The sequence below is a fragment of the Kitasatospora sp. NPDC023385 genome (assembly GCF_055664045.1).
Genome location: NZ_JBVOOL010000003.1, coordinates 403,498 through 422,962 on the forward strand (window position 1 = coordinate 403,498; position 19,465 = coordinate 422,962).

At 72.7% G+C, this 19,465-nt stretch carries 19 protein-coding genes and 1 tRNA gene; 7 read left to right on the forward strand and 13 right to left on the reverse strand.

The annotated features are described in order from the left end of the window. Positions 1-28: 28 nt before the first annotated feature. A tRNA-Thr gene (locus AC0B61_RS07815) sits at positions 29-102 on the reverse strand. Between the two features lie 282 nt (positions 103-384). On the opposite strand from AC0B61_RS07815, the gene AC0B61_RS07820 reads away from it, so the two are divergent. From AC0B61_RS07820 to AC0B61_RS07830, 3 genes are all read left to right on the forward strand, one after another. Continuing rightward, positions 385-1,476 (forward strand): ABC transporter ATP-binding protein, encoded by a 1,092-nt coding sequence (locus AC0B61_RS07820; RefSeq protein WP_471739706.1) that lies wholly within the window; start codon positions 385-387, stop codon positions 1,474-1,476. Between the two features lie 180 nt (positions 1,477-1,656). After that, a complete protein-coding gene (locus AC0B61_RS07825) occupies positions 1,657-2,100 on the forward strand; it encodes a hypothetical protein (protein WP_471739707.1) in 444 nt (147 codons plus the stop codon). Between the two features lie 87 nt (positions 2,101-2,187). Continuing rightward, positions 2,188-3,051, forward strand: coding sequence for a nucleotidyltransferase family protein (locus AC0B61_RS07830; RefSeq protein ID WP_471739708.1), 864 nt, complete (start codon positions 2,188-2,190; stop codon positions 3,049-3,051). Positions 3,052-3,291: 240 nt separating this feature from the next. Here AC0B61_RS07830 and AC0B61_RS07835 read toward each other — a convergent pair whose 3' ends face one another. The 7 genes from AC0B61_RS07835 to AC0B61_RS07865 all read right to left on the reverse strand — a co-directional run bounded on the left by AC0B61_RS07835 (position 3,292) and on the right by AC0B61_RS07865 (position 10,440). After that, complete coding sequence (locus AC0B61_RS07835) at positions 3,292-4,956, reverse strand: DoxX family protein (RefSeq protein WP_471739709.1); 1,665 nt, start codon at positions 4,954-4,956, stop codon at positions 3,292-3,294. A gap of 217 nt (positions 4,957-5,173) precedes the next feature. Continuing rightward, positions 5,174-6,166: a 23S rRNA (guanosine(2251)-2'-O)-methyltransferase RlmB gene (gene rlmB, locus AC0B61_RS07840; protein WP_471739710.1), complete on the reverse strand. Its 993-nt coding sequence runs from the start codon at positions 6,164-6,166 to the stop codon at positions 5,174-5,176. A gap of 135 nt (positions 6,167-6,301) precedes the next feature. Continuing rightward, complete coding sequence (cysS, locus tag AC0B61_RS07845; RefSeq protein WP_471739711.1) at positions 6,302-7,696, reverse strand: cysteine--tRNA ligase; 1,395 nt, start codon at positions 7,694-7,696, stop codon at positions 6,302-6,304. 95 nt (positions 7,697-7,791) lie between these two features. Continuing rightward, on the reverse strand, positions 7,792-8,187 hold the full coding sequence (locus AC0B61_RS07850) for a PPOX class F420-dependent oxidoreductase (RefSeq protein ID WP_471739712.1): 396 nt from the start codon (positions 8,185-8,187) through the stop codon (positions 7,792-7,794). A gap of 241 nt (positions 8,188-8,428) precedes the next feature. Then, positions 8,429-8,920 (reverse strand): 2-C-methyl-D-erythritol 2,4-cyclodiphosphate synthase, encoded by a 492-nt coding sequence (gene ispF, locus AC0B61_RS07855; RefSeq protein WP_471739713.1) that lies wholly within the window; start codon positions 8,918-8,920, stop codon positions 8,429-8,431. Between the two features lie 4 nt (positions 8,921-8,924). Further along, on the reverse strand, positions 8,925-9,680 hold the full coding sequence (gene ispD, locus AC0B61_RS07860; RefSeq protein ID WP_471739803.1) for a 2-C-methyl-D-erythritol 4-phosphate cytidylyltransferase: 756 nt from the start codon (positions 9,678-9,680) through the stop codon (positions 8,925-8,927). A gap of 277 nt (positions 9,681-9,957) precedes the next feature. After that, entirely contained in the window at positions 9,958-10,440 is a 483-nt protein-coding gene (locus AC0B61_RS07865) for a CarD family transcriptional regulator (RefSeq protein WP_030244332.1), read from the reverse strand. Positions 10,441-10,869: 429 nt separating this feature from the next. Between AC0B61_RS07865 and AC0B61_RS07870 the strand changes: the two genes are divergently transcribed. After that, the gene (locus AC0B61_RS07870; protein WP_471739714.1) at positions 10,870-11,571 is read left to right on the forward strand and encodes a DUF461 domain-containing protein; all 702 of its coding nucleotides are present in this window, start codon (positions 10,870-10,872) and stop codon (positions 11,569-11,571) included. A gap of 106 nt (positions 11,572-11,677) precedes the next feature. On the opposite strand, the gene AC0B61_RS07875 is transcribed toward AC0B61_RS07870, so the two are convergent. Together AC0B61_RS07875 and AC0B61_RS07880 are read right to left on the reverse strand one after the other, a co-directional pair. Further along, positions 11,678-12,373 (reverse strand): response regulator, encoded by a 696-nt coding sequence (locus tag AC0B61_RS07875; protein WP_471739715.1) that lies wholly within the window; start codon positions 12,371-12,373, stop codon positions 11,678-11,680. Beyond that, a complete protein-coding gene (locus AC0B61_RS07880; RefSeq protein ID WP_471739716.1) occupies positions 12,370-13,737 on the reverse strand; it encodes a sensor histidine kinase in 1,368 nt (455 codons plus the stop codon). The genes AC0B61_RS07875 and AC0B61_RS07880 overlap by 4 nt, the downstream gene beginning before the upstream one ends. Before the next feature lie 306 nt (positions 13,738-14,043). On the opposite strand from AC0B61_RS07880, the gene phoU reads away from it, so the two are divergent. Both phoU and AC0B61_RS07890 read left to right on the forward strand, forming a co-directional pair. Next, on the forward strand, positions 14,044-14,742 hold the full coding sequence (phoU, locus tag AC0B61_RS07885; RefSeq protein ID WP_471739717.1) for a phosphate signaling complex protein PhoU: 699 nt from the start codon (positions 14,044-14,046) through the stop codon (positions 14,740-14,742). 178 nt (positions 14,743-14,920) lie between these two features. Continuing rightward, a complete protein-coding gene (locus AC0B61_RS07890; RefSeq protein ID WP_471739718.1) occupies positions 14,921-15,100 on the forward strand; it encodes a hypothetical protein in 180 nt (59 codons plus the stop codon). Positions 15,101-15,186: 86 nt separating this feature from the next. Here the strand turns inward: AC0B61_RS07890 and AC0B61_RS07895 are convergent, their stop codons facing one another. Continuing rightward, on the reverse strand, positions 15,187-15,945 hold the full coding sequence (locus AC0B61_RS07895) for a phosphoglyceromutase (RefSeq protein ID WP_471739719.1): 759 nt from the start codon (positions 15,943-15,945) through the stop codon (positions 15,187-15,189). A 149-nt stretch (positions 15,946-16,094) separates the two neighbouring features. Here AC0B61_RS07895 and AC0B61_RS07900 point away from each other — a divergent pair, with 149 nt between their 5' ends. Next, positions 16,095-17,405: an MDR family MFS transporter gene (locus AC0B61_RS07900; protein WP_471739720.1), complete on the forward strand. Its 1,311-nt coding sequence runs from the start codon at positions 16,095-16,097 to the stop codon at positions 17,403-17,405. Positions 17,406-17,415: 10 nt separating this feature from the next. Here the strand turns inward: AC0B61_RS07900 and AC0B61_RS07905 are convergent, their stop codons facing one another. Together AC0B61_RS07905 and mshA are read right to left on the reverse strand one after the other, a co-directional pair. Continuing rightward, positions 17,416-17,967, reverse strand: a complete 552-nt coding sequence (locus AC0B61_RS07905) for a type III secretion system chaperone family protein (protein ID WP_471739721.1) — start codon at positions 17,965-17,967, stop codon at positions 17,416-17,418. Between the two features lie 118 nt (positions 17,968-18,085). Next, positions 18,086-19,465, reverse strand: coding sequence for a D-inositol-3-phosphate glycosyltransferase (gene mshA, locus AC0B61_RS07910; protein ID WP_471739722.1), 1,380 nt, complete (start codon positions 19,463-19,465; stop codon positions 18,086-18,088).

Below are 19,465 nucleotides of genomic sequence, written 5' to 3' on the forward strand. Positions count from 1 at the left end.
AAACGCCGAGCCGGCCCTTCGCACTGTGAGCCCCCTGTCGGGTTCGAACCGACGACCCCCGCTTTACAAGAGCGGTGCTCTGGCCAGCTGAGCTAAGGAGGCACGGTGGCCGTCCGCGACGGATCACGGCGGCACCGGGGGCAGTCTACCGGGCCGGGGTGGCGGGGTGGTGGGATATCCGGGGGTTGGTGGGGTGGGAGGCGCGTGATGGAACCGATGCCGAAATCGGGGGCGGTGGGGGCTGACAAGCGGCGGAAGCGCAGGTAGCGTCGCCGGGAGCCGGGTCGTGCAGTGGTTCAGACCACTGGCGGGCCGGCGGAGTTCAACTGACCCCCTTTACTCGGATCGTCCGGCACGTTCCTGCCGGTGAAGGAGAGCATCATCATGGCTTCTGTCACGTACGACCAGGCGACGCGCGTCTACCCCGGGGCGGACAAGCCCTCGGTGGACGCCCTGGAGCTGGAGATCGCGGACGGCGAGTTCCTCGTGCTGGTCGGCCCCTCGGGCTGCGGCAAGTCGACGAGCCTGCGCATGCTGGCCGGCCTGGAGGACGTCAACAGCGGCGCGATCCGGATCGGCGACCGGGACGTCACCCACCTGCCGCCGAAGGACCGGGACATCGCGATGGTGTTCCAGAACTACGCGCTGTACCCGCACATGACGGTCGCCGAGAACATGGGTTTCGCGCTCAAGATCGCCGGCGTGAACAAGGCCGAGATCCGCACGAAGGTCGAGGAGGCCGCGAAGATCCTCGACCTCACCGAGCTGCTGGACCGCAAGCCGAAGGCGCTCTCCGGCGGTCAGCGCCAGCGCGTGGCGATGGGTCGTGCGATCGTCCGCCAGCCGCAGGTCTTCCTGATGGACGAGCCGCTGTCGAACCTGGACGCCAAGCTCCGCGTCTCGACCCGTACGCAGATCGCCGGCCTGCAGCGCCGTCTGGGCATCACCACCGTGTACGTGACCCACGACCAGACCGAGGCGCTCACCATGGGCGACCGCGTCGCGGTGCTCAAGGACGGCCTGCTGCAGCAGGTCGACACTCCGCGCAACATGTACGACCGGCCCGCCAACCTGTTCGTGGCCGGCTTCATCGGCTCGCCGGCCATGAACCTGGTCGAGGTGCCGCTGGTCGACGGCGGCGTGAAGTTCGGCGGCTCGGTCGTCAACATCTCGCGCGAGGACCTGGCCGGCGCCGGCACCGACAAGACGGTGACCGTCGGCGTCCGCCCCGAGCACTTCGAGATCGTCTCCTCCGGGGGCATCGAGGGCGTCGCGGTGACCGTGAACGTGGTCGAGGAGCTCGGCTCGGACGGCTTCGTCTACGGCACCACCCAGCTCAGCGGCAAGGACCAGGACCTGGTCGTGCGCGTGCCCGGCCGCCAGATCCCGGCCCGGGGCGAGACGATCCACGTCGTGCCGATCGCCAACGAGACCCACGTCTTCTCCACCAGCACCGGCCTGCGCCTCAGCAGCTGACGCCACGGCGGACGCGCGAGGACAAACGCGACGACGGAGCCCGTCGGACCCTCCCCGGTCCGGCGGGCTCCGTCCGTACACCCCCGCGTCAACACGGTGCAGGGACGAACCCGGACAGTGCGTCACTCGATGGTGTAACGGAGGGCGATCCGGCCCGCACCCACCGCTACTCTCCTGAGGGTGAAGCAGCTTGTGCGCCGTATCGGCCAGACCGTCGCCCTGACCCTGCCGGTCGTCCTGGTGACCACCGGCACCCTCGCCGTGACCCGGGTTCCCTGGGCCCCGCCGACCGGACTCGACCAGCAGGTCGTGGCGGCGTCCAGCGGCGACGGGGCCGGGATCGGGCGTTCCACCACCGCGACCAAGGCCCCGGACGGCCTTGCCCCGCAGGAGTCGCTGCGGGTGGCCCTGTTGGACGAGTTGCGCGCGAAGAACCCGTCCGCCGCGCTGGACCTGCTGGAGCACTCGATGCGCGAGCAGCCCGCCCTGACGCCGTACTGCACCTCGCTGGCCACCGAGTTGGGCAAGGCGGCGGTGCGCAAGTACCAGGGCGACGTCCAGCGGGCCCGTTCCTTCGCCCGCCCGGTCTGCGACGGGTCGTTCGCGTCGGGTGTCGTGGGCTGACAGTCACGCGGCCGGGCCTCGTCCGGGGACAACCTCGGCCGGGGCCGGCATCTGTCTGCGTTCGCGTCTGCGTCCTATTGTTCAGGCATGACCGCTGACTCCGGCCCCGCCGCCGACCTCGCGTCCCCGCAGTCCCTGCAGTCCCCGCAGTCCCCGCAGTCCTCCCACTCCTCCCAGTCCCCGCAGTCCCTGAACCCTCCGCAGCCGCTCTCGCCCCGGCCGACGTCGACGCCCGTCACCCAGGCCGTCATCCTGGCCGGCGGCCAGGGCTCCCGGTTGCGCCCCTACACGGACGACCGCCCGAAGCCGCTCGTCGAGATCCCGGGGACGGGCACGCCGATCCTCGGCCACCAGTTGGCCTGGCTCGCCGCCGAGGGCGTCACCGATGTGGTGGTCTCCTGTGGGCACCTCGCCGACGTGCTGGAGGAGTGGCTGGACAAGGCGGACCTGCCGCTGCGGGTGCGCACGGTGGTCGAGGCGGAGCCGCTCGGGCGCGGCGGCGGCCTCAAGTACGCGGCCAAGGCGCTGCCCCGCCCGGACGAGCCCTGGTACGCCACCAACGGCGACATCTGGACGCGCTTCAGCCTGCGCGACATGGCCGCCTTCCACCACGAGCGGGACGCCGTCGCGACGCTCGCGCTGGCCCGGCCGCGGATCCCGTGGGGCGCCGTGGAGACCGACCAGTTCGGCAACGTGCTGGACTTCATCGAGGCGCCGCCCTCGCCCTTCCTGATCAACGCCGGCCTGTACGTGTTCAGCCCGGAGTTCGCCGAGCTGCTGCCGGACGTGGGCGACCACGAGCGCACCACCTTCCCCCAGCTCGCGCGCGGGAAGCGGCTGGCGGGCTACCAGCTGCCGCAGGGCGTGTACTGGCGCGCGATCGACACCGCCAAGGACCTCACGGAGGCTGCCAAGGAGCTCGCGGCCGGCGCCGGCCGCGCCCCGCAGTAGCGGGCCCGGGCGCCCGCAGTACCCGTAGTCCCCGCAGTACTCGCAGTACCCGCAGTACCCGCCGGAGGGGGCCAAGTCCGCCCAGACGATGGGACGCCGATCGGCCGGGTGCTCCCCCACGGAGCACCCGGCCGATCGGCGTGTCCCGACACCTCGGCCCTCAGACCCGAAGCCCCCGGCCCCTCAAGCCCTGAGCCCTGAGCCCTGAGCCCTGACCCTCAGACCGGAGCCTCGGACCCCTCAGGTCGCGGCCGGCGCCTCCGGACGGGAGGCCCGGCCGCTGCCGGACAGGTCGGCCAGCGGAGCGCTGCCCAGCACCCCGCCGAGCAGCCCGCCGGAGCTGGGGCTGGGCTTGGGCGCCTGGCCCGAGCTGCCGGGGCCCGGGGTGCTGCGCGGCGCGGGGGCGGAGCCGCCCGCCCCGGTCGGGGCGGCGGGAGCCGGAGAGGTGCCCGCGCCGGTCTCCGGTTTGCCGTTGTGTCCCTTGCCGCTGGGGGTGGGGGTGGCCGGCTTGGAGGCCTGCGCGTTGGCCGGCGTGGTGGCGTTCGGCGTCGGGGTGGCCGGGCGCGGGGCGGCGGGTGAGGGTGAGGTGGACGGGCCCTTGCCCGCCGGGGCGCCGGAGGGGCCGCCGGACGGCCAGACCGGGGTGCCGTAGTCGGTGGCCGGTCGGCTCGGCGCCTGGTGTGCCCGGGCGCCGGTGCGGACGGCGGCGCCGAGCATCGAGCCGAGCAGCAGGGTCAGGCCGACGACGACCGCGGTGACGACGGTGCCCCGGCGCAGCACCCGGCGGCGCAGCGCCCGGGGCGCGTCGGCGCCGAACCGCCGCCAGGCTTCCAGGTTGAGCCGGCCGTCCAGTGAGGCGAACGGCGCTCCGGCGATCAGGAGCGGGCTCCAGGCCGCGAGGAAGATCAGGTCGGGCGTGTCGTAGACGGGGACGGCCCGCCAGCTGACGGTGAACAGCAGCGCGGCGGAGAGCACCATCGCCGCGCCGGCCGCGAGCCGCTGCCAGAGGCCGAGGACGGTCAGCACGCCGACCACGATCTCGGTGAACGACACCGCCAGGCCGGCGCCCACCGGGTGCGCCATGGCAAAGGACAGCAGCGGCTCGGCGACCTTCCACGGGTGCAGCGAGGAGAGCCAGCGCATCATCGAGCCGCGTTCGCCGCCGTCGAAGTACACCGGGTCGCAGAGCTTGCTGAACCCGGCGTAGACCGAGAGCGCGCCCAGGACGGCGCGCAGCGGCAGCAGCACCAGGCCGAGGTCGACCCGGCGGCCGGGGTACCAGGGCTGCTTGCCCTCGGCGTCGGTGGCGGAGACCTCGGGCAGTTCGCCGCTCGGGGTCCAGCCGTGCGGCTCGCCGACCGGTCCGACGCCCGCGTCGGTGGCGGTGCCGGAGCCTTCGCGGGGCTGGCGCGGGACGGTCCGGGCGCCTGCGATGGACGGGATCACCTGGGTGTCCGCCTCGGCGAGGCCGACGCCGCCCCCGGGGGTGCCGCCGCGTTGGACCGCTTCCAGCAGCCGGGTGGCCGCGAGGTCCCCGGGGGGCGCCTGCCCGGTCCAGGTGACGGCGGTGACCCGGCCCTTGCGGCGCGGGCCGCCACCGGCCCCGGCCCCGGCCAGTACGGGGACGGCGGAGGCAGGCACGACGACCTGCGGGGTGACCAGCGGACGGCGGATCAGGCCCTGGTTGGCGTACGGGTCGCCGAACGCGGCGCCGGTGGACAGCAGTCCGGCCGGTGCCTCGATCAGCGGCGCCACCGGGGCGCCGAGCCGGAGCCGGAAGCTCGCCTGGGTGCTGCTGAGCCGCGCGGGGTCCGACTCCACCTTGACGGTGTTGAGGGCGGGGTCCGCGTCTATCCCGGTACTGCTGCCGCCGAACAGGGGGCGCCGAGGTGTTCTGGTGTCCACGCCCGTCTAACCGGGTGACCGCCGCTTAGGACACTCTCCCGAGTGGATGTCCGGCGCACACTTGAAGTGATCATGAAAAAAGCGATCGAGCCCAGTCGGGCCCGATCGCTTTTCACTCGGTTTACGGAGAATTCGGAAGAACGCCTGCGCTCCGCACCCCTCGTGTGCTCAACACTCAGGGCTCACCATTCAGCGTTCACCGTCCAGCACTCAGCACTCAGCGCTTGGCGCGCAGTCGAGCGGCCTCGTACAGCACGATGCCGGCCGCGACGCCGGCGTTCAGCGACTCGGTCAAGCCGGACATCGGGATCCGCACCCGCAGGTCGCAGGTCTCCGCGACCAGTCGGGACAGGCCCTTGCCCTCGCTGCCCGCGACGATCACCACCGGGCCGGTCAGCAGCTCCAGGTCGCCCAGCTCGCCCTCGCCGTCGGCGGCCAGGCCGACCACCATCAGGCCGGCCTTCTGGTAGGCCTCCAGGGTGCGGGTGAGGTTGGTGGCCCGGGCGACCGGCAGCCGGGCGGCGGCGCCCGAGGAGGTCTTCCAGGCACCGGCGGTCATGCCGGCCGCACGGCGCTCGGGGATGACCACGCCGTGCGCGCCGAAGGCGGCGGCGGAGCGGACGACGGCGCCGAGGTTGCGCGAGTCGGTGACGCCGTCCAGCGCGATGATCAGCGCCTCCTGGCCGGCGTCGGCGGCCTCGACCAGCAGGTCCTCGGGGTGCGCGTACTCGTACGGCGGCACCTGGAGCACCAGGCCCTGGTGGTTGAGCCCGCCGGTCATCTGGTCCAGCTGCGGGCGCGGGGCCTCCATCAGCGGGATGCCGCGGTCGTTGGCGGCCTGGAAGGCCTCGCGGACGCGGTCGTCGGTGTCGATGAACTGCTGGACGTACAGCGCGTTGGCCGGCACGCCGCCCTGCAGGGCCTCGACCACCGAGTTGCGGCCGAAGACCAGCTCGGCGCTGCCCGCGCCGCCCCGGCCGCCGCGGCCGCCGGCACCGGCCCGGCGCATGCCGGCGCGGGCCTTGGCATCCCGCTCGCGCTTGATCGCGGCGTTGGCCGCGCGCTGCTTCGGGTGGCCCTTGCGCTCCGTCCCGGGCGGGGTCGGGCCCTTGCCCTGGAGCGCCTTCCGGCTGTGGCCGCCGGTACCGACAGACGCGCCCTTCTTTGATCCGGGGTTGCGGCGGTTCCTGCGTGCACTGTTGCCGGCCATGGCTTACTTCCTGTCTGTCCGGCATGCCCGGCCGCCCCGTTTCTGTCCGGCGGCGGCCGTCGACATGCGCTACGTCATGCGGGAGGGCCGCACCGGTCCGGTACGGCCCACCCTCACCCCGATCGTGAGACGGGGTTACTGGCTGTTGATCGTCCAGCGCGGGCCGGACGGGGTGTCCTCGATCGCCAGCCCGGCCAGGCCGAGCTGGTCGCGGATGGCATCCGCGGTGGCGAAGTCCTTGCGCTCGCGCGCCGCCTGCCGCTGGTCCAGGACCAGGCGGACCAGCGAGTCGACGACGCCGTGGAGGTCCTCGCCGCGCTCCGTCCCGGCCCAGTGCGGGTCGAGCGGATCGAGGCCCAGTACTCCGAGCATCGCACGGACCTCGGCGAGTCGCGCCACCACGCTCTCCTTGTCGTCCGCGTTCAGGGCGCTGTTGCCCTGGCGGACGGCGGTGTGCACGACGGCCAGCGCCTGCGGAACACCGAAGTCGTCGTCCATCGCCTCGGCGAAGGCCGGCGGCACCTCGGGCGCCGCGTCGACCGTCCCGCAGCGTTCGACGGCGCGCTGGATGAAGCCCTCGATGCGGCCGAATCCGGCCTCGGCCTCGCGCAGCGACTCCTCGCTGTACTCGATCATCGAGCGGTAGTGCGGGGCCGCCAGGTAGTAGCGGAGCACGATCGGCCGCCACGTCCGGACCATCTCGGCGACCAGCACCGAGTTGCCCAGCGACTTGCTCATCTTCTCACCGGCCAGGGTGACCCAGGCGTTGTGCACCCAGAAGCCCGCGAAGTCGTCGCCGAAGGCCTTGGACTGGGCGATCTCGTTCTCGTGGTGCGGGAAGATCAGGTCGAGCCCGCCACCGTGGATGTCGAAGGCCTCGCCGAGGTACTTGTGGGCCATCGCCGAGCACTCCAGGTGCCAGCCCGGGCGCCCGCGGCCCCACGGGGTGTCCCAGCTCGGCTCGCCCGGCTTGACGGCCTTCCACATCGCGAAGTCGCGCTGGTCCCGCTTGCCGGTCTCGCCGTCGCCCTCGGGCTGGCGCAGGTCGGCCAGCTTCTGGTTGGAGAGCGCGAGGTAGTCGGGGTACGACTTCACGTCGAAGTAGACGTTGCCGTCGGCCGCGTAGGCGTGGCCCCGCGCGATGAGCCCCTGCATCATCTCGACCATCTCGGGGATGTGCCCGGTGGCCCGCGGTTCGACGGTCGGCGGCAGGCACCCGAGGGCGCTGTAGCCGTCGTTGAAGGCGCGCTCGTTCTCGTAGGCGATCTGCCACCACGGCGTGCCGAGTTCGCGCTCCTTGGCGATGATCTTGTCGTCGATGTCGGTGACGTTCCGGACGAAGGTCACCTGGTAGCCGCGGTACGCGAACCACCGCTGCATGATGTCGAAGTCGAGGTAGGACCGGATGTGTCCGATGTGAGGCGCCGACTGGACGGTAGCGCCGCACAGGTAGATCGAGACACAACCCGGTACAAGCGGGACGAAGTCGCGTACCTGGCGGGTGCTGGTGTCGTACAGACGAATGCTCACAGCGTCAAGCGTAGTGGGCAGCGGGGGGTGCCCCGCCACATTCCCCGGGACAACGGTGGTGTGATCCCGGGGAACGGCAGTTGCGGGCGGGAACGTCAGACGCTGCCGACCACCTTGCGCGGGGTGAGCCGCACCGTCACCCGGACGTCGTCCGGGCCGTCCCAGGTGTACTTGTCCACCCCCCGGTACTTGGCGGCCAGCTCGTCGATCAGCTCCCGGCCGCCCTCGGTGGTCAGGGTGACCTCCCCGCGCGCCTCCAGGTACTCGTACGGGCTGTCCGCCGGGTTGAGCAGGATCGAGACGCGCGGATCCCGCACCAGGTTGAGGTGCTTGCGGCGGCCTTCGACGGTGGAGAACAGGATGTCGTCGCCGTCCCGCTTGACCCAGACCACCGAGGACTGGGGGCTGCCGTCGGGCTGGATCGTGGAGACTACGGCGAAGCTCTTGCCGTCGATCAACGCCTTGGCACGGTCGGAGAGTTGAGCGCTCATGCAGGAATCCTCATCTCGTCGGCGGCGGTACGGCCCGAGGGGGAAACCCCGCGCGGGCCCGGAACCGCACAGTATCGACTCGGGCCCCCACCAGGCCTGGTGAACACCCGTCAGCCGCGGATTCTTCCCGGCCCGCTCACCTCAGCAGCCTCCGGCTCACCGACCGAGCCCGCCGACCGGACTGACCGACCGAACTGACCGAACTGGCCGACCAGGCCCACCGGCAAGCGGGCCCACCGGCTCAATGCCGCTCGTACACCAGGGCGGTGGCGATCGCGGCCAGCCCCTCGGCCCGGCCGGTGAGGCCCAGCCCGTCCGTGGTGGTGCCGGAGACGGAAACCGGGGCCCCGGCCGCCTCCGAGAGCGCGGCCTGCGCCTCGGCCCGCCGCTTGCCGATCTTCGGCCGGACGCCGATCACCTGGACCGCGATGTTGCCGATCTCGAAGCCCGCTTCGCGGACCAGCCGGGCCGCCTCGCCGAGCAGCTTCGCCCCGGAGGCGCCGGCCCACTCCGGGCGGTCGGTGCCGAAGTGGGCGCCCAGGTCGCCGATCCCGGCGGCCGAGAACAGCGCGTCGCAGGCGGCGTGCGCGGCGACGTCGGCGTCCGAGTGCCCGGACAGCCCGGTCTCGGCGTCCGGCCACTCCAGCCCGGCCACCCAGAGCGGGCGGCCGGCCTCGAAGGCGTGCACGTCGGTGCCGATCCCGACGCGGGGGATCAACGGATCAGTAGGCATCGGCTCAGTAGGCATCGGCGGCCCTCCGGCGGGCGAGTACGGCCTCGGCGAGCACGAGGTCCAGCGGGCGGGTGACCTTGAACGCCTCCTCGTGGCCGGGCACCACGACGACCTGGCCGCCGTACCGCTCGACCAGGCCGGCGTCGTCGGTGACCGGCGGCGCGTCGGCGGTGCCGGCGCTCTCCTCGGCCAGCGCCCTGGCGTGCACCTCGGCGAGGGTGGCCCGGTCGAAGCCCTGCGGGGTCTGCACCGCGCGCAGGGTGGACCGCTCGGGCGTGTCGAGCACCGGCTCGGGGCGGCCCGGATTCGGCTCGACCCGCTTCACGGTGTCGGCCAGCGGCACCGCGGGGACCACCGCCCGTGCCCCGGCCCGGACGGCGGCCGCGACGGCGTCCACCACCTCGACCGGGACCAGCGGGCGGGCCGCGTCGTGCACCAGGACGATCTCGACGTCCTCGGGGATCGCGGCCAGGCCCAGCCGGACCGACTCCTGGCGGGTCGCGCCACCGGCCACCACCCGGATGTCCTTGCCGTCCAGCCCGTGGCTGTCCAGCAGGGCGACCACCTCGGCCACCCCGTCCGCGGGCGCGGCGACCACGACCAGGCCGACCGCCCGGCTGCGGGCCAGCGCCCGGACGGCGTGCACCAGGAGCGGCACACCGCCCAGTTCCCGCAGGGCCTTCGGGGCTCCTGGCCCCAGCCGCTCACCGCGTCCGGCGGCGGGCACCACTGCTGCTGCGACTGCTGCTGACGCGTTCAGGTTTCACTCCTTCGGCGAAGTGGGTATGGCCATGGCGTGCCCGGCGGGCGCACCGGGCCCCTTCCGAAGAACCACGGTCCGCTGCCCGCCGCACAGCTCCGCAGAAACGGTCTTGCAGGCCTGGGACCGGCTCGGGCGGGAGGCGTCGTCCGGACACGCCTCAGCGCCCGAAGTGCCACTGCACCACTCCCGGACGGTTCGTCCGAGGAGCGGCGCGCCGGCACCGGGCGCTGTGAGCGTTGGGCGGCAGCCCGACTGCACTGCGGTGACGCGTGCGCTACGAGGCGAGGACCTCGTCGAGCAGCGTTTCCGCCTTGTCCTCGTTGGTGTTCTCCGCCAGCGCGAGTTCGCTGACGAGGATCTGGCGCGCCTTCGCGAGCATCCGCTTCTCGCCGGCCGAGAGGCCGCGCTCGCGCTCGCGACGCCAGAGGTCGCGCACAACCTCGGCGACCTTGATAACGTCACCCGAGGCGAGCTTCTCCAGGTTCGCCTTGTAGCGACGGGACCAGTTGGTCGGCTCTTCCGTGTACGGTGCGCGAAGCACCTCGAAGACCCGGTCCAGACCCTCCTGGCCGACTACATCGCGCACACCGACGAACTCCGCGTTCTCGGCGGGCACGCGGAGCGTCAGGTCTCCCTGCTGCACCTTGAGCACCAGGTAGGTCTTGTCCACACCTTTGATCTGGCGAATCTCGATGGCCTCGATCAGCGCGGCCCCGTGATGGGGGTAGACCACCGTGTCGCCAACCTTGAACGTCATGTGACAGGACCCCTTCCGTGGCTTTCCAGAATAACACGCTTCTCGGCGCACCCGAAGGGCGTTTTCGCAGGTCAGGGCCGGTCTCGGGGCTTGACAAGGACCCCCATGACGTGCTGCGGCCGATGTTCGACGGGGGCTTCCCGCAGGTCGGAGGCGGTTCCGGGGTTCGCCGAAACCCTTGCGCAACACCCCCGCACCCGTGATTGGATCTTGAGCTTTCACCCTTTCCCGGGTCGCGTCCGAATCGTTATCCGATCCTGGTCGAAGCTTGTCCTCGATGTGACCGTGACATGCCGACCGTACGCCCGGACGGCCTCCGGCGGTCCCCGGGAGTGCGACACGGGGGACCACCCCGTGAGGAGCGCATAAGCGAGGTCGATAATCTGAGACCTGACCTACCGACACGTGACCTGAGGAGAAGCCGCCGCCGTGAGCCGGAGCCTTCGACGCGGCAGCATCGCCGCCATCGCCGCCATCGCCATCGCCTCGCTGTCGTCCTGCGCGGCCGGCAACGCGCCGGACACCCTGCAGATCAAGCCCGACAACGCGGCAGCGACGCTCGGAGCGAACCTCCGGCTGAACAACATCGTGGTCGTCACCGGGGAGGGCACCGCCGGCGACTACACCGGCCCCGCCAACGTGGTCGTCAACATCGCGAACACCGCGACCACCCCGGCCGAGCTGCAGTCCATCACCGTCGGCAACGGCGCCACCGCCACCTTCACGGACGCCGCGGGCGCCCCGCTGTCGAGCATCGTCGTCCCGGCCGGCGGCGCGGTGGCGATCGGCGGCCAGGGCAACCCGTCCGCCTCCGTCTCCTCCACCTCCGTCCACGTCGGCGGCTTCGCCGCCACGACGTTCACCTTCAAGGACGGCCAGAAGGTCGAGGCCCGGGCCGGCGTGAACTCGGACGCGGGCGAGAACGGCCGCGGCCTGTACAAGGGCTTCGGGCCGACCCCCGCGGCGAGCACCACGCCGCCGAAGAGCTCCTCCTCCCCGACCGCGTCCGCCCCGACCACCGGCGCCACCACCCCGGGCGCTCCGGGCACTCCTGGTACCCCGGGTGCCCCGACCAGCGGCGCAGCCGTCCCGGCCGGCGCCACCATCCCCGCCGTCCCGGCCGCCCACTGACGGCGGCACCCGCTCCCGGCGAGCCCGCACGGGGCCGCCGGGAGCATCGCGAAGGCCCCCGCCGACTGCCGGCGGGGGCCTTCCGCATGGGCGGGGTGCCCGCGGTTTACGGCTCGAACTTGTAGCCCAGGCCGCGGACGGTGACCAGGTAGCGCGGCGCGCCCGGGTCCGGCTCGATCTTGGCCCGGAGACGCTTCACGTGGACGTCCAGGGTCTTGGTGTCGCCCACGTAGTCCGCGCCCCAGACCCGGTCGATCAGCTGCATGCGGGTGAGCACCCGGCCCGCGTTGCGCAGCAGCATCTCCAGCAGGTCGAACTCCTTGAGCGGCAGGTCGACCTTGGCCCCGTCCACCGTCACCACGTGCCGGTCCACGTCCATCCGGACCGGGCCCGCCTCCAGGGCGCCCGGGCCGCCGCCGTTCTCGCCCGCGCCGCCGTCCTCGCCGCGACGGCGCAGCACCGCGCGGATCCGGGCGACCAGCTCGCGGGTGGAGTACGGCTTGGTGACGTAGTCGTCAGCACCTATCTCCAGGCCGACCACCTTGTCGATCTCGCTGTCCTTGGCGGTCACCATGATCACCGGGACGCTGGAGCGCACCCGGAGCTGGCGGCAGACCTCGGTGCCGGGCAGGCCCGGCAGCATCAGGTCGAGCAGGACGAGGTCGGCGCCGTTGCGTTCGAACTGCTCCAGCGCGTCGGGGCCGGTGGCGGCGACGGCCACCTCGAAGCCTTCCTTGCGGAGCATGTACGAGAGGGCGTCGCTGAACGACTCCTCGTCCTCGACCACCAGTACTCGGGTCACGATCGGGCCTCCGGGGCACGCTGAGGGGTTGTGGCTGACAGGTGTGGTTCCCGCTCCCCGGCGGAGAGCGGACGGGTTCGGGGTGCGGCGGCAGGCCCTTCGGCGTCGGGCTCGTCGGGCTCGTCGGGCTCGTCCGGCTCCTCGTCGGCGGGCACCTGTCCGGCGGGCAGGCGGACGGTGAAGGTCGAGCCCTGCCCCTCGACGCTCCACACCGAGACGGTGCCGCCGTGCGAGGCGGCCACGTGCTTGACGATGGAGAGGCCGAGGCCGGTGCCGCCGGTGGCCCGGGACCGGGCCGGGTCGACGCGGTAGAAGCGCTCGAAGACCCGCTCGCGGTCCTTCTCCGAGATGCCGATGCCCTGGTCGGTGACCGAGATCTCGATGAGCTCGCCGTCCGCCTCGCCGAGCGCCGCGGCGCTGGAGATGCGCCGGGTGGCGATCGCCACCCGAGTGCGGGGCGGGCTGTAGTTGACGGCGTTCTCGACCAGGTTGCCGAGCGCGGCGGCGAGCTGGCCGCGGTTGCCGTGCAGGTAGAGGCCGGCGATGCCGCCCGCCGCGATCAGGATCTGCTTGGCGGCGGCCTGCTGGCGGCAGCGGTCGATCGCCTCGGCGATCAGCTCGTCCACGGCGACCGGCTCCGGGTCCACCATCAACCGGTCGTCCTGGACCCGGGAGAGGTCGATGATCTCCTGGACGAGGCTGGCCAGCCTGGTCGCCTCGACCTGCATCCGGCCGGCGAAGCGCTGCACCGCCTCCGGGTCGTCGGACGCGTCGGCGACCGCCTCGGAGAGCAGCGACAGGGCGCCGACCGGGGTCTTGAGCTCATGGCTGACGTTGGCCACGAAGTCCCGGCGGACGGCCTCCACCCGGCGCCGGTCGGTCTGGTCCTCGACCAGCACCAGCACCAGCCGGGAGCCCAGCGGGGCGACCCGGACGGAGACCGCGAGCGGCTCGGCCGCGCGGGCCGCGCCCGGTCGGGGCACCTCCAGCTCGACCTGGCGGATCTCGCCGTCCCGGCGGGTGGCGCGGGCCAGCGCGAGCATCTGGTCCACGGCGACGGCGCCGCCGCGCACCAGGCCCATCGCGTACGCCGCCGAGCTGGCCTTGACCACCTCGTCGCCCTCGCCCAGCACGATCGCGCAGGAGCGGAGCACCGAGAGCACGGTGTCGACCCCCGGCGGCAGTGGCGGCTCGGGGTTGCCGGTGCCCAGTCCCTGGTACCGGCCGTGGTTCTTGCCGCCTGTTCCGCCGTGTCTGCTCCTGGCCTGCTCGCGCTCGCTCCAACGGAAGGCGATGGAGGCGGTGAGGCCTACGCCGAGCCCGGCTATGGCGCAGGCAGCGGCGGCGGCCACGTTCACGTCCATGTGGCCAGCGTAAGCGCACGGCCAGGCCACTCCCCAAGGGGTGGATCAAGGCATCGACCGCACGTTGCCGAGAATTCACCTTCAGGTAGCCACTGATTCACCGCACTGGCCGTGCGGCGTCGCCCGGGCGGCGGAAAGTTGGCCGGGCAGCCCGTGTGGGAGAGATCGGTGCGTCGAACAGCGGCCACCGGCTCGGGTGTGCGCGTACGATGCGCGCCACCAGCAGCGGCCACCCGGACGCCGGAACGACAGTCGGACGGGATGACCGGTCGGCACCGCCACCGACACAGCTACTGAGGAGAGAACATGCGCGACGCGTACCACGAGGAACTCGATGCGATCGGCGACAGCCTGGTCGAGATGGCCCGGCTGGTCGGCTCTGCCCTCGGCCGCGCCACCACCGCCCTCCTCGACGCGGACCTGGCGCTGGCGGAGAGCGTGATCTCCGCCGACGAGAAGGTCAACGAGCTGCACCACGAGCTGGAGAACCGGGCCATCGACCTGCTGGCCCGCCAGCAGCCCGTCGCCACCGACCTGCGCATCGTCGTCACCTCGCTGCGGATGAGCGCCGACCTGGAGCGCTGCGGCGACCTCGCCCGGCACGTCGCCAAGGTCGCGCGGATGCGCTACCCGGACACGGCGGTGCCCCGCGACCTGCACTCCACCGTCCTGGAGATGGGCCAGCTCGCCCAGCGCCTGGTGGCCAAGGCCGGTCTGGTGATCGCCACCAAGGACGTCGACAAGGCCCTGGAGATGGAGCAGGACGACGACGCCATCGACAGCCTGCACCGCGAGCTGCTGTCGCACCTGATCGACGAGCGCTGGCACCACGGCATCGAGACCGCCGTCGACCTCACCCTGGTCGGCCGCTACTACGAGCGCTTCGCGGACCACGCGGTGTCGGTCGCCAAGCGCGTGGTGTACCTGGTGACGGGCGAGCACGTGGCCGAGTTCATGGCCGCCGCCGAGGCCGCCGAGACCGTGGAGGCCGGCGCGGCGGAATGAGCTCCGCTGTGACGACCGCTCGCCCCGAGGGGTGAGTAAACCTGTGGCGGGGGTGGTGCGGACGCACGGACGCCCGTACGTCCCACCACTGCGCGCCCGTTGACGCTCCCTCCGTTCGGCGGTTTCACTCGGAGTATCGGGCGCCGGAGTGTGCCCGCTTCACGGAGGGAACAGCTCGATGAAGGCCAACCCGACCCGCCCGGCATCGGCCCGCGACACCGTCGAGCCGCCCACCCCGAAGCTGTTGCCCGTCCTCGCGGCCGGCTGCGGCTGCGGCCCGGGCTGCGGCTGCGGCTGCCAGTCCGGCGCGCCCTGCCAGTGCGGCGGCGCGCACGGCGGCTGCTGCGGCGGCCACTGAGGACTCCCGCCCCCAGGGGCCCGGGAACGAAGACGGCCCCCGATCCGCGCCATTCGCGCAGGTCGGGGGCCGTTCCGGCAAGCGGCTTACTTCTTGCCCTGGTTCTTGACCGCCTCGATGGCTGCTGCGGCGGCGTCCGGGTCGAGGTAGCGACCGCCCTTGGCGACGGGCTTGAAGTCGGCGTCGAGCTCGTACACCAGCGGGATGCCGGTCGGGATGTTCAGGCCGGCGATGTCCTCGTCGGAGATGCCGTCAAGGTGCTTGACCAGTGCGCGCAGGCTGTTGCCGTGGGCGGTGACCAGCACGGTCTTGCCGGCGGCGAGGTCGGGGACGATGGCGTCGTACCAGTACGGCAGCATCCGGTCGACGACGTCCTTCAGGCACTCGGTGCGCGGACGCAGCTCGCTCGGGATCTCGGCGTAGCGCGGGTCGGCGGCCTGCGAGTACTCGGAGTCGTCGGCCAGCGCCGGCGGCGGGGTGTCGTACGAGCGGCGCCACAGCTGGAACTGCTCCTCGCCGAACTCGGCCAGGGTCTGGGCCTTGTCCTTGCCCTGCAGCGCGCCGTAGTGCCGCTCGTTCAGACGCCAGCTGCGGCTGACCGGGATCCAGTGGCGGTCGGCCTTGTCCAGGGCGATCTGCGAGGTGCGGATGGCACGGCGCAGCAGCGAGGTGTGCAGCACGTCGGGGAGCAGGCCCTCGGCGGCCAGGAGCTCGCCACCGCGGGCGGCCTCCTTCTCGCCCTTCTCGTTGAGGTCGACGTCGACCCAACCGGTGAACAGGTTCTTCTGGTTCCACTCGCTCTCGCCGTGGCGGAGCAGGATGAGTCGGTACGTCGTGTCAGCCATGACGCCCAGCTTAGTAGAGGGCCCGAAAACCCCTGGTGGGGACCTTCAGCCGGTGTGTAACGTGTGCTCCGCGCATCTGGCGCTTACATTCGTCGGCTGATCGGTCCTGCCCGCGCCGCTCAGCGGACACCTGCCCTCGGGAGCCCCACATGCTCGTCACCCCCCGGTTCCGAAGAATGGTCCAGGAGACGGCGGGCGGGCTACCGCGCCAGTTCTGGTGGCTCTGGGTCTCGACCCTGATCAACCGGCTCGGCGCCTTCGTGGTCACGTTCCTGGCGCTCTACCTCACCGGCAGCCGGGGGTACTCGGCGTCCTACGCGGGCCTGGTCGCCTCCCTGTTCGGCCTCGGTTCGGCGCTGTCCTCGATCGTCGCCGGGGTGCTGACCGACCGGATCGGGCGGCGCCCGACCCTGCTCGCCGCCCAACTCGGCACCGCGCTGTTCACCGCCGTGCTCGGCTTCGCGGACGGCCAGGTGGCGATCGCGGTGGTGGTCTTCCTGGTGGGCTTCTGCAACAACGCCACCCGGCCGGCCATCTCGGCGATCATCGCGGACATCGTCCCGGCCGCCGACCGGGTCCGCGCCTACTCGCTGAACTTCTGGGCGATCAACCTGGGCTTCGGCCTCTCCTCGGCCGTCGCCGGCCTGATCGCCACCCACGGCTACCTCACGCTCTTCCTGCTGGACGCGCTCTCCACGGTGCTCTGCGCCGTGGTGATCTTCGTCAGGCTCCCGGAGACGAAGCCCGACACCCCGGCGGCGAAGGCCGACGAACCGGCGACCGGCCTCGGCACGGTGTTCCGGGACCGCCGCTTCATGGCCGTGGTCGGACTCACCCTGCTGCTCGCCCTCGTGCTCCAGCAGGGCTCCACCACCCTCGCGGTGGACATGGGCCGCCGGGGGATCACCTCCTCCGAATACGGCCTGGTCATCGGCCTGAACGGGCTGCTGATCGTGCTGCTGCAGATCCCGTTCACGCGGTGGGTCGAGAACCGCAGCCGGTCGGCGATGCTGGCGGCGGCCGCACTGCTCGTCGGCTGGGGATTCGGGATGACGACCCTGGCCGGATCGTCCGCATGGCTCTACGCCCTCACCGTGGCGGTCTGGACGATCGGGGAGATCCTCTACACGCCGACCCTCATGGGACTGATCGCCGAACTGTCGCCGACCCACGCGCGCGGGCGCTACCAGGGCGTCTACTCGCTGTCCTGGTCGCTGGCCTCGTTCCTCGGCCCGGCCGCGGGCGGCGTGCTGCTGGAACGGGCGGGCGGCGGGGTGCTGTGGGGCGCGTGCGGCATCTGCGGAACGATCGCCGCGGTCGGGTACGCGCTGCTCGGGAAGCGGGCCGGCACCGCGGCGGACGCCAGGACCGTCGTGGCCGTCGCGCCGGCGGCGGAGCCCGCGGTGGCTCCGGCGGTGGCTCCGGCGGCGGAGCCCGAGAAGGCTCCGGCGGGAGCCTGAACCGGAATCCTCAGTCGGCGGCCGGGACGTCGTCAGCGGGTGCGGCCGGGGCGGCGGCGTCGGCGGCGGCCAGGTGGGCGAAGGCGGCCAGGTTGCGGGTGGACTCCCCGCGCTTGGTCCGCCACTCCCACTCACGCCGGATCGCCGATGCGAAGCCCAGCTCCAGCAGGGTGTTGAACGGCTCGTCCGCGTTCTCCAGCACCGTCCCGAGGAGTCGGTCGACGACCGCCGGGGTGAGCGCCTCCAGTGGCAGCCGGCCGGCCAGGTAGACGTCGCCGAGCGCGTCGATCGCGTAGGCGACCCCGTACAGCCGGGTGTTGCGCTCCAGCAGCCAGCGGTAGACCGCCTCGTGGTTCTCGTCCGGGCGGCGGATCACGAAGGCGTTCACCGACAGGGTGTGGTCGCCGGCCCGCAGGGCGCAGGTGGTGCTCAACTTGCGCGTTCCGGGGAGGGTCGCTACCAGCGTGTACGGGTCGGTGGCGGCCGGCTCCCAGGCCACCCCGGCGTCGTCCAGGGCTGCGCGCAGGAGGGTCAGGGCCTCGTCCTTGGTGCGGATTGCCATGGGGATGACGTTACTCGCCGGTACCCGCCAGGCGCAGCCTCAGCCGTCGCACGGCCGGCTCGGCCGGGTCACCCGGCTCGGTCGCGTCACCCGGCTGGGTCGGGCGGCTCAGGCCGGCTCAGGTCAGCCGCCGCCGGGCGGCGGCCAGCCGACCGGCCGGGCGGGCCAGGCTGCCGGCGTACACCTCGGCGGTGGTCGCCGCGGCGGTGTCCCAGCCGAAGGCCGACGCGTGCCGGGCCGCCGCCGCGCCGCGTCGGGCCACCAGCGCCGGATCGGTGACGTACGGCTCCAGCGCGTGCGACCACTCCAACGGGTCGTGGCCGCGCACCAGGGTGCCCGTCTCGCCGTCCCGCACCGCGACCGGCAGGCCGCCCACCGCGGCCGCCACCACCGGGGTGCCGCAGGCCTGCGCCTCCAGCGCGACCAGGCCGAACGACTCGCTGTACGAGGGCATCACCAGGGCCGTCGCCGCGCGGTACCACTGCGCGAGCCGCTCCTGGCCGACCGGCGGATGGAAGCGCACCACGTCGGAGATGCCGAGCTGAGCGGCGAGCTTGTGCAGGCTCTCCGGCCGGGCCAGCCCGGTGCCGGACGGCCCGCCGACCACCGGCACCACCAGGCGCTCGCGCAGCTCGGGGCGGCGGGCCAGCAGCGCGGCAACCGCCCGCAGCAGCACGTCCGGGGCCTTCAGCGGCTGGATCCGACCGGCGAAGAGCAGTACGGCGGCGTCCTGCGGCAGGCCCAGCCGGGCCCGGACCGCGGACTGCGACTGCGACCGCGAGCCGCCCGGACGGAACACCTCCAGATTGACCCCGGGGTGGACGACGGCCAGCTGGTCCGGCCGGGCGGCGTAGTGCAGCGCCAGCTCGGCGGCCTCCTCGGTGGTGTTGGCGATCAGCCGGTCGGCCGCCTCCACCACCTGCGTCTCACCGATCACCCGGGCCGCGGGCTCGGGCGTGTCGCCTTCGGCCAGCGCGGCGTTCTTGACCTTCGCCATGGTGTGCATGGTGTGCACCAGCGGCACCCCCCAGCGCTGCGCGGCCAGCCAGCCGACCTGCCCGGAGAGCCAGTAGTGCGAGTGCACCAGGTCGTAGTGGCCGGGGCGGTGGCCCGCCTCCGTCCGCAGCACCCCGTGGGTGAAGGCGCACAGCTGGGCCGGCAGGTCCTCCTTGATGAGGCCCTCGTACGGCCCGGCGGTGACGTGGCGGACCAGGACGCCCGGAGCCAGCTCGACGGTCGGGGCGTCGTCCGAGCAGATCGCCCGGGTGAACACCTCGACCTCGATGTTGAGATCGGCCAGGCGCTTCGCCAGCTCGACGATGTAGACGTTCATCCCGCCTGCGTCCCCCGTGCCGGGCTGGTGCAGCGGCGAGGTGTGCACGCTCAGCATCGCTATCCGGCGCGGGCGGCGGCGCCCCGGGACGAGCGACTGGAGCCGGCCGCGCGCGGGCGCGGCGGCCTGGGCACGGCGTACCGAACGGACGGGGTGCTGGATCAC

What these genes read in the sequence shown, in the direction of transcription:
- AC0B61_RS07820 (WP_471739706.1), top strand. Translation starts at nt 385, where the DNA reads ATGGCTTCTGTCACGTACGACCAGGCGACGCGCGTCTACCCCGGGGCG.
- AC0B61_RS07865 (WP_030244332.1), bottom strand. Translation starts at nt 10,440, where the DNA reads ATGACGTTCAAGGTTGGCGACACGGTGGTCTACCCCCATCACGGGGCC.
- AC0B61_RS07850 (WP_471739712.1), bottom strand. Translation starts at nt 8,187, where the DNA reads ATGAGCGCTCAACTCTCCGACCGTGCCAAGGCGTTGATCGACGGCAAG.
- AC0B61_RS07880 (WP_471739716.1), bottom strand. Translation starts at nt 13,737, where the DNA reads ATGGACGTGAACGTGGCCGCCGCCGCTGCCTGCGCCATAGCCGGGCTC.
- AC0B61_RS07830 (WP_471739708.1), top strand. Translation starts at nt 2,188, where the DNA reads ATGACCGCTGACTCCGGCCCCGCCGCCGACCTCGCGTCCCCGCAGTCC.
- phoU (WP_471739717.1), top strand. Translation starts at nt 14,044, where the DNA reads ATGCGCGACGCGTACCACGAGGAACTCGATGCGATCGGCGACAGCCTG.
- AC0B61_RS07900 (WP_471739720.1), top strand. Translation starts at nt 16,095, where the DNA reads ATGCTCGTCACCCCCCGGTTCCGAAGAATGGTCCAGGAGACGGCGGGC.
- ispF (WP_471739713.1), bottom strand. Translation starts at nt 8,920, where the DNA reads ATGCCTACTGATCCGTTGATCCCCCGCGTCGGGATCGGCACCGACGTG.
- AC0B61_RS07890 (WP_471739718.1), top strand. Translation starts at nt 14,921, where the DNA reads ATGAAGGCCAACCCGACCCGCCCGGCATCGGCCCGCGACACCGTCGAG.
- AC0B61_RS07895 (WP_471739719.1), bottom strand. Translation starts at nt 15,945, where the DNA reads ATGGCTGACACGACGTACCGACTCATCCTGCTCCGCCACGGCGAGAGC.
- rlmB (WP_471739710.1), bottom strand. Translation starts at nt 6,166, where the DNA reads ATGGCCGGCAACAGTGCACGCAGGAACCGCCGCAACCCCGGATCAAAG.
- AC0B61_RS07905 (WP_471739721.1), bottom strand. Translation starts at nt 17,967, where the DNA reads ATGGCAATCCGCACCAAGGACGAGGCCCTGACCCTCCTGCGCGCAGCC.